This window comes from Parafilimonas sp., from assembly GCF_047606085.1.
Classification (GTDB): Bacteria; Bacteroidota; Bacteroidia; order Chitinophagales; family Chitinophagaceae; genus Parafilimonas.
In genome coordinates, this window is the sequence record NZ_JASGEX010000218.1 from 1 (window position 1) to 7,961 (window position 7,961).

Annotated in this window: 6 protein-coding genes; 5 read left to right on the top strand and 1 reads right to left on the bottom strand. The window is 39.8% G+C overall.

Annotated elements, in window-relative coordinates; all coding sequences use genetic code 11:
• From QM629_RS19275 to QM629_RS19295, 5 genes are all read left to right on the top strand, one after another.
• On the top strand, window positions 1–1,965 hold a 1,965-nt coding region (locus tag QM629_RS19275; RefSeq protein ID WP_415161540.1), incomplete at its 5' end, for a 7TM diverse intracellular signaling domain-containing protein.
• Window positions 1,966–1,976: 11 nt separating this feature from the next.
• The gene (locus tag QM629_RS19280) at window positions 1,977–3,110 is read left to right on the top strand and encodes a hybrid sensor histidine kinase/response regulator (protein ID WP_415161541.1); all 1,134 of its coding nucleotides are present in this window, start codon (window positions 1,977–1,979) and stop codon (window positions 3,108–3,110) included.
• Window positions 3,111–3,159: 49 nt separating this feature from the next.
• On the top strand, window positions 3,160–3,663 hold the full coding sequence (locus QM629_RS19285) for a thioredoxin family protein (RefSeq protein WP_415161542.1): 504 nt from the start codon (window positions 3,160–3,162) through the stop codon (window positions 3,661–3,663).
• Window positions 3,664–3,931: 268 nt separating this feature from the next.
• Entirely contained in the window at window positions 3,932–5,683 is a 1,752-nt protein-coding gene (locus tag QM629_RS19290; protein WP_415161543.1) for a sodium:solute symporter, read from the top strand.
• Between the two features lie 65 nt (window positions 5,684–5,748).
• Window positions 5,749–6,258 (top strand): SRPBCC family protein, encoded by a 510-nt coding sequence (locus QM629_RS19295; protein ID WP_415161544.1) that lies wholly within the window; start codon window positions 5,749–5,751, stop codon window positions 6,256–6,258.
• Window positions 6,259–6,447: 189 nt separating this feature from the next.
• On the opposite strand, the gene bioA is transcribed toward QM629_RS19295, so the two are convergent.
• Entirely contained in the window at window positions 6,448–7,725 is a 1,278-nt protein-coding gene (gene bioA, locus QM629_RS19300) for an adenosylmethionine--8-amino-7-oxononanoate transaminase (protein ID WP_415161545.1), read from the bottom strand.
• Window positions 7,726–7,961: the final 236 nt, after the last annotated feature.

A 7,961-nucleotide genomic window follows, 5' to 3' on the forward strand; every position in this document is an offset into this window, starting at 1 on the left:
AAAGGAACACCTGTTTTTTCTGAAAATGTAAAAAATGTGTGGGCTAAATTTAGTATTATAAATAAAACATCTTCTGACCTCTATTTAAAAATATCCTATACCAATATCTCAAGTGTACTGCTTTACGATCTTGACTCGAATAATTTGCAATTGCTCGGCAAAGAAGGAAACAGTGTTCCGGTCAAAACGTTTAAACCTGGCAATCCTAACATTATATTTAAAATGAATGCCACCAAAAACAAAGTGAAAACTTATGTTTTGCAGGTAAGCAGCATTCATCCAATCATACTGCCTATTTATATTAGCACCAGCCCGGCTTTAATAACAACCAGTTCCATTGAAAACCTTTCTATCGGTTTCTATTTCGGCTTATTGGCTATCATTTTTTTTTATAATCTTTTTTTATATCTTTCTACAAAGGATATAAACTACCTGCTCTACATAATATTTATCTTTTGTTTGATTACAGCCCAATTAGCAGCTTCAGGTTACGGATATTATTACTTGTGGCCAAACAGGACTGGATGGAATGAGTATGCTGTATTATGGACATCTTATTTCTCAGGAATTTCTGCATTTGCATTTTCCATTTCATTTTTGAGAATCAGGCATTTTGCCAAAAAAACATATCCATTATTGCTTTTTATTTTTGTTGTATATCTTGCCGGATTAATATTGTCACTATTCAAATATTATAGCTTAAGTTATTCTATTTTAAACTATAATAGCTTGTTCAATGGGATGTTGATTTTATTAATATCCATATACATAGTTAAGCAGGGTCACAAATCTGCACTTTTTTACCTTATTGCCTGGAGCGCTTTTTTAATTTCGGTAGTAATACTTGTACTCCGGAATATCAATATTCTTCCCTACAATAATTTTACATCCTTAGCTCTGTATATTGGATCTTCGGTTGAAGTTACTTTGCTGTCAATTGCATTAGCCGATCGCATCAATATACTTAAAAAAGAAAAAGACCTGTCACATGCAGAAGCACTGGAACAGGCCCGTAAGAACGAGCGCCTGGTAAACGAACAAAATATTATCCTGGAAGAAAGAGTTTTGAATAGAACGGTGGAATTGCAAAATGCAAACCACCATCTTAATGAGGCGCTCAATAATCTTAAAGACGCGCAAACGCAATTGGTGGAAGCAGAAAAAATGGCATCGCTGGGCCAGCTTACGGCAGGGATAGCGCATGAAATAAATAATCCCATCAATTTTGTGAAATCCAATATAAACCCGCTGCGGCTTGACGTGAAAGACCTGCTTGAAGTATTACATGCTTATGATGAGTTGCATGTATTAAAAGATACCGGCAACTTTAAGCAGGAGCTTGATAAAATTCAAAATTTAAAAGATGAAATTGATATTAACTATGTGCAGGGTGAAATAGACAATCTTATCGCCGGCATTGAAGAAGGCGCAGAACGTACCGCCGAAATTGTGCGGGGCCTTCGCACCTTCAGCCGGATTGATGAAGCCTCTTTAAAAACAGTAAATGTTCATGATGGCATTTTATCTACCATTGTACTGCTTAAAAATACTATCCCATACTACGTAAAAGTGGTTAAGGAGTTTAATGCCGAGGGTGTAATAGAATGTTTCCCGGGGAAGTTGAACCAGGTGTTTATGAATATTATTACCAATGGCATCCAGGCCATAAAACCTAAGCCTGTTAAAGAGGATGAATCTATAATTATTAAAACAACGGATACGGATGACGGCTGTATTGAAATCTCCATAAAAGATTCGGGAATAGGTATGGATGAAGAAACAAAACACCGCATTTTTGAGCCGTTTTTCACAACCAAAGATGTGGGTGAAGGCACAGGGCTGGGAATGGCGATTGTATTTAAGATAATTCAAAAGCACCTCGGTAAAATAAATATTAAATCTTCGCCGGGACAGGGAGCCGAATTTATAATAACTTTACCCCATAAGTATAAAGGTGATGATTAACCCTAAAAATTGTGAAAAGCCATATTATGTTTGCAGAAGATAAAAAAATCAGGGTATTATATATTGACGATGAACTAAATAACCTGCTTGCGTTCCAGGCCGGCTTTCGGCGCAAATACAAGATTTTTATTGCTTCTTCCGCTGCGGAAGGTATAGGTATTTTAAACGATGAAAAAGACATTCATGTAATTATATGCGATCAGCGCATGCCGCAATCAACCGGCGTGGAATTTTTCCACGTTGTTCGCAAAGCCTTTCCCGATCCTGTTCGTATTCTGCTCACCGGTTATACAGATGCCGAAGCCATTATTAATGCTATTAACGAAGGCGAAATATTTCGTTACATAAAAAAGCCGTGGGATGAATTTGAATTGCAGAATGCCGTGCAAAATGCATTTGAATTATATACTACCAGGCTGCAATTAAAAAGAAAGGTAAATGAACTTCAGAAAACGAATGATGAACTAAACCGGTTTGTTTACAGCACCTCGCACGACCTGCGTTCGCCACTGGCATCTGCTATGGGCATTATCAATCTTGCCCGCATGGAAAATTCTGTTACCGATCCCAATAATTACCTGGGCATGATAGAAACCTGCGTGAACAAGATGGATGCGTTCATACAGAAAATTATAGAATACTATAAAAGCATAAGGGTGGAGGATGAGCATAGTTCAATAGATTTTGAAAGCATGCTTGCAGAAACAATTGCTATATGCCGCATGCAAAAACCATCAGTTGAATTTGTGCTTAATGTGGATCAGCAGATGGTATTCTTCAACGATCCCTTCCGCGTTTCCATCATTATGGACAACCTGCTTTCCAATGCCGTTAAATATTCCAATCCAAATTCAAATTCTCCGAAAGTGGAAGTAACAGTTAAGGTGGATGAATATAAAGCCCAGGTAGAAATTGCAGACAATGGCATTGGCATAGTGGAAGAACATTTAAACAATATCTTCAAAATGTTTTTCCGCAGCACCACGCACGTAAACGGGCTTGGCATAGGCCTGTACATAGTGAAGGAAGCGCTGTCAAGAATAGGCGGTGATATCTCGGTTGCATCAGCCTATGGCATGGGCACTACATTCCATATAATGATACCCAATTTTAAAAAGCAGAAGGAAGACCCGGAAACGAATTAGCTTTTTATTCTAAAAAAATAAGTTTTATTTCGTTGAACTTTATCATGGAATGAGATCAGTATTGCCTTATATTTTCCCCGTTGTTTTCTGCACATCCCTGGCAGGTTATATGTTGCCTGCTGTAAACGCCGGCAGCTTAAAAAACACGGCTGCAAACGAAACAGCAACCGGTAAAAAAGATGCAGGCATACAATTTATTGAACAAGACTGGGATAAGGCGCTGAAAACGGCACGGGATCAAAACAAGCTTGTATTTCTTGATATTTATGCTACCTGGTGCGGGCCCTGCAAAATGCTGAAGCAATACACTTTTACAGATGCCAAAGTAGGTGAATTTTTCAATAAGAATTTTGTAAATGTATCTGTTGACGGTGAAAAAGGAGTGGGGCCGGGCCTCGCAGAAAAATATGCCATTGAAGGGTACCCCACATTAATAGTTGCAGATACCACCGGCAAGCCTGTTTTAATAACTGCAGGTTACCTGCCTTCTGATGTGCTGATGAATTTTGCCAGTGAAGCTTTGAAAAGAAGCGGAAAGCAACCTGCACAATAAATACGTTTTATTAAGCGTTGCATTTTTATAAGATGCCTGCTGCCATGAAAATATGCAGTACAGGGGAGTGACACAACTATGATGCCACGAAGTACGGTTGCCGGTTACATAAAAAATATCCCTTCTTTTATATTTCCCCGTAATTTAACCGCATGCAAACAAAACCTCACATACCACTATTTAAAAGCTGGCGTTCCTGGTATATTTTGGTAATAGCAGTGTTGGTATTGCTTATTATTTTCTTTACCTGGTTTACACACTATTTTTCATGAGCGGCACCGACTGGATAGTACTAACGGCTACCCTGCTGCTGATTGTGGTATATGGCTTGTATAAAAGCCGTACCAGCCGTAATCTCGAAGGTTATTTTTTAAACAACCGCAGCATGCCCTGGTGGCTTGTGCTGCTCAGTATTATGGGCACGCAGGCGAGCGCCATTACTTTTCTTTCTGCGCCCGGGCAGGCTTTCACTGACGGGATGCGTTTTGTACAATATTATTTCGGGCTGCCTATAGCAATGGTAGTATTATGCATAACGTTTGTACCGGTCTTCTCAAAACTGAAAGTATTTACGCCGTATGAATTTTTAGAGCAGCGGTTCGATTTAAAAACAAGGACTTTTACGGCCGCATTATTTTTACTTTCACGTGGTTTTTCAACAGGCATAAGTGTATATGCGCCTTCTATTATCCTGTCTTCATTATTTGGCTGGAATATTTTTTACACCAATATTTTAATGGGCGGCATTCTTATCATTTACACCGTAAGCGGCGGCGCCAAAGCTGTTGCCTATACCCAGCAACTGCAATTAATAATTATTATAACAGCTATATGCATTGCCGGCTATTATATTGTTCACCTGCTGCCGCAGCATATAGGTTTTACGGATGCCTTGAAAATAAGCGGCGCTTCGGGAAAACTTAATGTAATAACAACCGGTGTTGAAGGCAGTGGTTTTGTTTGGAAAGACAAGTATAATATCATTAGCGGCATCATAGGCGGCTTCTTTCTATCGCTTAGTTATTTCGGTACCGATCATAGCCAGGTGGGAAGATATCTTACCGCTAAAGATAATGCGCAAAGCAAGCTGAGCTTATTAATGAACGGCCTGGTAAAAGTGCCGATGCAATTTTTGATTTTATTGTTGGGCGCATTATTGTTTGTGTTTTATCAGTTTCAGCCATCGCCGGTTTTTTTTAATAAAACGGTGGAAACAAAGATTTATAGAGCCCCTTATAATGATTCGCTCAGGGCTATCTCATCAGCGTTTAATGATGTGAATACCCGGCAAAAAAATACGGCAACAGGGTATGCTGAAGCATTAAATAAAAAAGATGAAACAACCGCCGCCAATTTAAAACTGCAATTGCAGGAACTGAATACGGAGGCTAATGAATTACGCAGCCATTATAAAACGGTTTTATCAGAAGCTGATCCGGGTGCAGACACGAACGATACCAATTATATTTTCCTTCGTTTTGTAATTGATAATCTGCCTAAAGGCCTTGTGGGTTTGTTAATAGCCATTATTTTTCTTGCTTCGTGGGGCTCAATCGCTGCTGCTTTAAACTCGCTGGCAAGCTGCACCATGATTGATTTTTACATGCGCTTAAAAAAGCATCACCAGCACCCGGAAAGATCGGACTATGAAGATGAAAAGCGCTACCGCATTTCTAAATGGCTCACTTTTGCGTGGGGCATTTTCTGTATTATTATTGCTGAATTTGCCAACCGCATGGGCAGTCTGATTGAAGCGGTGAATGTGCTTGGCTCCTTGTTTTACGGTGTGATGCTCGGTATTTTTCTCGTGGCATTTTACTGCAAAAAAATCAGCGGCACGGCTGTATTCTGGTCTTCAGTTGTATCGGAAATAATTGTCGTTATTTTATTTATACTCGATAGCAATAACATTATCGGCCTGGGCTTTCTCTGGCTGAATGCAGTGGGCGCTGTTGCTGTATTATTGATTAGTTTTCTGGTGCAGCGTCTGTGGCCGGAATCTTCAAAACCGCATGATTAATTTTATCGTTTATTTAAGCAGCCAATACAAAACATTCGCTGCTACTTTTGCAGCTTTACTCTTGTATGCGTTATATAAAAATTGCTTTTGGAGGCCTTTTAATCTTATTTATACTGCTTACGCTCATAGGATTATTAATGCCTTCTTCCGTAACTGTTTTTCGCTCTGTTGAAATACATGCGCCTGCTGATACCATTCATTATTACACCAATAATATTGCCCACTGGAAATACTGGATCAATGGCGCCGACACGGCTTATTTTAAACAACTCACGCCGTCATCAACGGATAAAGATGCTACGGTTGTGCTTGGTTCCTTTACTATTACCATAATTTCTGCCAATCCAAAACATATAACTACTTTCTGGAAAGGTAGCAGTGGCGGCAAACAATTGAGTTATCTCGAATTACGCAATAACCCAAACGGCGTCACATTAATTAACTGGAGTTTTCAACAGCAGCTTGCATGGTATCCATGGGAAAGGTTAAGCGCTATGCTGCATGATAAAGTTTTTGGCCCGTCTATGGAAGTAAGCCTTGCCAAACTGAAACGGGTTTGTGAAAGGGCTAATTAACTGCCGGTATAATACATAAGTTCAGGATAACAATTTTAATTAACCCAATGCTTTAGCATTGGGATGAATAAGCCAGCTTTTAACTGGCTTTAGCCAAAGTGAATCTGCGGATACTTAGGCTAAAGCCTTTTTATAGAACGTTTTTTAATCCCAGGCCTGCAGGCCTGGGTTATTCCAAACTCATGTAAGTTATAAAATTTCTGTAAGCACGGCATACACTTTTTCCAGCGCTTCATTCGTAATACAATAAGGCGGCATTATATAAACCGTATTGCCAAGCGGACGGATATATACCCCTTTCTCCAAAGCCTTTGCTGTAATAACCTGGCTGATATTATTCAGGTAAATATCATCTCCCTGCAACATTTCAAATGCAAGAATGGTACCGAGTGTGCGTACGTTTTTAATGCCATTCAATTGTTTCAATTGTGCTGCAAACGCCATGTTTTGCGCACTGATATTTTCTATTTGTGCCAATACATTATTTTTTTCAAACAGGTCAAGGCTTGCATTGGCCGCCGTACAGGCCAATGGGTTTGCCGTAAACGAATGCCCGTGAAAAAAAGTTTTGCGCGCATCATCCGTTATATAGGCATGGTAAATCTTTTCAGAGCAGGCGGTAACGCCCAGCGCCATAACACCGCCGGTTATGCCCTTGCTCAAACAAATAATATCAGGTTTTGTTTGCAGGTATTCGCCCGCAAACATTTTACCTGTTCTGCCAAAACCCGTCATTACTTCATCTGCAATGCAAATAATATTTTTCTGCTGAATAAAATAAAGCAGCTCATCAAGCAGGGCTGCATCATACATTTTAATGCCGCCGGCGCCCTGCACCAACGGTTCATAAATAAATGCTGCAATGGAATTTTCGTGTTTTGCTATTTCTTCTTTTATGGAACTGATATTATTTTCGTCCGGTGTATCTATAAAAATTACATCGAGCAAAATATCGTGAAAGGCCAGTGTAAAAACACTCCGGTCGCTTACGCTCATAGCGCCGAATGTATCACCGTGGTAACTGTTTTTAAAAGCAAGCAATTTATTTTTGGCGGTTGACTGTTGACCGTTGACCGTTGACCGCACGTTCCACCAATACTGAACAGCCATTTTTATAGCCACTTCAGTAGAAGTAGATCCATCATCGCTATAAAATATTTTAGTAAAATCTCCAGGCAATATTTTCAATAATCTTTCCGCAAGCTTAACGGCTGGCTCATGTGTGAAGCCGGCAAAGATGATATGCTCGAGCTGCAAAGCCTGCTCATACATCTTTTGGGCTATATATTCATTGGCATGGCCATGAATATTTACCCACCAACTGCTGATGGCATCTATATAAGCGTTGCCATTTTCATCAAATAAATAACTGTCTTTTGCTTTTGTGATGGCAACCGGTGCGCTCATGTTTTTTTGTGGAGTAAACGGGTGCCATATATATTTCCTGTCGCGTTCAATTAAGTTCATGCGGCAAATGTAAAGCCACTTATGGGCTAATTAATATTTTGAGGCACTGGAAAAGCCTGAAGGGCTATAACCAGCCTGCGGCAGGCAGGTGTGAATAGCCCTGAGTGCCAACTCAGGGTAAAAGGCATATATGAGCGAGGCAACCCCGCCTGCGGGGTTGAATGAAGCAGATTAAAGCAGGTATCTTTCATTAAACTCAACACCATTCTCTATAAGCAATCTCCTGAATTCATCAT

Bases quoted from the DNA above. Each gene is read 5' to 3' on its own strand.
- QM629_RS19295 (WP_415161544.1), top strand. From the start codon at position 5,749: ATGCGTTATATAAAAATTGCTTTTGGAGGCCTTTTAATCTTATTTATA.
- QM629_RS19290 (WP_415161543.1), top strand. From the start codon at position 3,932: ATGAGCGGCACCGACTGGATAGTACTAACGGCTACCCTGCTGCTGATT.
- QM629_RS19285 (WP_415161542.1), top strand. From the start codon at position 3,160: ATGAGATCAGTATTGCCTTATATTTTCCCCGTTGTTTTCTGCACATCC.
- bioA (WP_415161545.1), bottom strand. From the start codon at position 7,725: ATGAACTTAATTGAACGCGACAGGAAATATATATGGCACCCGTTTACT.